The sequence below is a fragment of the Streptomyces sp. MZ04 genome, assembly GCF_004684775.1.
Taxonomy (GTDB): Bacteria; Actinomycetota; Actinomycetes; order Streptomycetales; family Streptomycetaceae; genus Streptomyces.
Genome location: NZ_SRIC01000516.1, coordinates 1 through 2355, shown reverse-complemented (window position 1 = coordinate 2355; position 2355 = coordinate 1). Strand labels below are relative to the sequence as shown.

At 70.4% G+C, this 2355-nt stretch carries 2 protein-coding genes; both read left to right on the top strand.

Annotated elements, in window-relative coordinates:
- Entirely contained in the window at positions 1 to 1290 is a 1290-nt protein-coding gene (locus tag E2651_RS42650) for an acylneuraminate cytidylyltransferase (protein ID WP_135336635.1), read from the top strand.
- A gap of 14 nt (positions 1291 to 1304) precedes the next feature.
- The gene (locus tag E2651_RS42645) at positions 1305 to 2237 is read left to right on the top strand and encodes an N-acetylneuraminate synthase family protein (protein WP_135336634.1); all 933 of its coding nucleotides are present in this window, start codon (positions 1305 to 1307) and stop codon (positions 2235 to 2237) included.
- Positions 2238 to 2355: the final 118 nt, after the last annotated feature.

The following is a 2355-nucleotide window of genomic DNA, read 5'->3' as shown; positions in this document are numbered from 1 at the left end:
ATAAGGTCCAACCCCCACCCAGCGGGAACCCCCGTACGCCGTGTCCTCGCCGTCATCCCGGCCCGCGGCGGCTCCAAGGGCGTCCCCGCCAAGAACCTCGCCCCGGTCGGCGGTGTGCCGCTGGTGGCGCGCGCCATCCGCGAGTGCCTGGCCGCCCGGCTCGTCACGGACGTCGTCGTCTCCACGGACGACCACGTGATCGCCGAGGCGGCGCGTTCGGCGGGCGCTGAAGTGGTGCTCCGCCCCGCCGCGATCGCGGGGGACACCGCGACCAGCGAGGCGGCGGTGCTGCACGCGATGGACGCGCACGAGACGCTGCACGGCGCGACCGTGGACGTGGTCCTCCTCGTGCAGTGCACCAGCCCCTTCATCGTCCGCGAGGACGTCGACGGAGTGGTCGGGTCGATCACCGACGGCGGCGCGGACACGGCGCTGACCGTGGCGCCCTTCCACGGCTTCGTCTGGCGGGACGCCGACGACGAGCCCGCGGGCCTCGGCGCACAGCGCACCGGCGAGGTCGGCGGCACCACCAAGGTCGCCAACTCCACGGCCACCGACGGCGGTTACGGCGTCAACCACGACAAGTCCTTCCGCCCGCGCCGCCAGGACCGCCCCCAGGACCTCCTGGAGACCGGCGCGGTCTACGGCATGGACGTGACCGGCTTCCGCGAGCACAAGCACCGCTTCTTCGGCCGCACCGAGCTCGTCCGTACGGACCCGGCGCGCGTCCTGGAGATCGACGACCCGCACGACCTCGCCCGTGCCCGCGCGCTCGCCCCGCTCTTCGACTCCGACCGGGCCGACGCCCTCCCGACCCGCGACGACATCGACGCGGTCGTACTCGACTTCGACGGCACCCAGACCGACGACAGGGTGCTGATCGACTCCGACGGACGGGAGTTCGTCTCCGTGCACCGCGGGGACGGACTCGGCATCGCGGCCCTGCGTGACGCGGGCCTGCCGCTGCTGATCCTGTCCACGGAACAGAACCCGGTCGTCGCCGCGCGGGCCAGGAAGCTGAAGCTTCCCGTCCTGCACGGCATCGACCGCAAGGACCTCGCACTCAAGCAGTGGTGTGAGGAGCAGGGCATCGCTCCCGAGCGCGTGCTCTACGTCGGCAATGACGTCAATGACCTCCCGTGCTTCGGCCTTGTCGGCTGGCCCGTGGCGGTCGCGAGCGCCCACGACGTCGTACGCGGCGCCGCACGCGCGGTCACCGCTCTCCCCGGTGGTGACGGCGCGATCCGAGAGATCGCCGCATGGATCCTCGGCCCCTCCCTCAACAAGTAAGGAAAGTTCCTGTCATGAGCTCCAACTCCCGTCTGCGCACCTTCGGTTCGAAGACCGCCGGTCCCGGCCGCCCCGTCTACATCACCGGCGAGATCGGCATCAACCACAACGGCGACCTCGAGAACGCGCTCGCGCTGATCGACGTGGCCGCCGACGCCGGCTGCGACGCGGTCAAGTTCCAGAAGCGCACCCCGGAGATCTGCACCCCGCGCGACCAGTGGGACATCGAGCGCGACACCCCCTGGGGCCGGATGACGTACATCGACTACCGCCACCGCGTGGAGTTCGGCGAGTCCGAGTACCAGGCCATCACCGAGCACTGCGCCAAGCGCGGCATCGACTGGTTCGCATCCCCGTGGGACACCGAGGCCGTCGCCTTCCTGGAGAAGTTCGACGTCCCGGCCCACAAGGTCGCCTCCGCGTCGCTGACGGACGACGAGCTCCTGCGCTCGCTCCGCGCCACCGGCCGCACGGTCATCCTCTCGACGGGCATGTCGACCCCGAAGCAGATCCGCCACGCGGTGGAGGTCCTCGGTTCGGACAACATCCTTCTCTGCCACGCCACTTCGACGTACCCGGCGAAGGCGGAGGAGCTGAACCTGCGGGTCATCAACACCCTGCAGCAGGAGTTCCCGAACGTCCCGATCGGCTACTCCGGCCACGAGACCGGCCTGCAGACCACGCTCGCCGCGGTCGCCCTCGGCGCCACGTTCGTCGAGCGCCACATCACCCTCGACCGCGCCATGTGGGGCTCGGACCAGGCCGCTTCGGTCGAGCCGCAGGGCCTGACCCGTCTCGTCCGCGACATCCGCACCATCGAGGCGTCCCTCGGTGACGGCGTCAAGAAGGTCTACGAGTCGGAGCTCGGCCCGATGAAGAAGCTGCGCCGCGTCGCGGGCGTCGTCGCCGAGTCGGAGGCCGCGGACCTCGAGCCGGTCTCGGTCTGAGCGCGAGCCGACGCTCTTACACGGCCCCCTTACCAGGCCTTTTACCAGGCCCTTTACCAGGCCTTTTACTAGGACAAGGACACGGTCATACGACGATGAGCCCCCGCCCCGGGCAACC

Coding starts and splice junctions, on each gene's coding strand:
- E2651_RS42645 (WP_135336634.1), top strand. CDS start 1,305: ATGAGCTCCAACTCCCGTCTGCGCACCTTCGGTTCGAAGACCGCCGGT.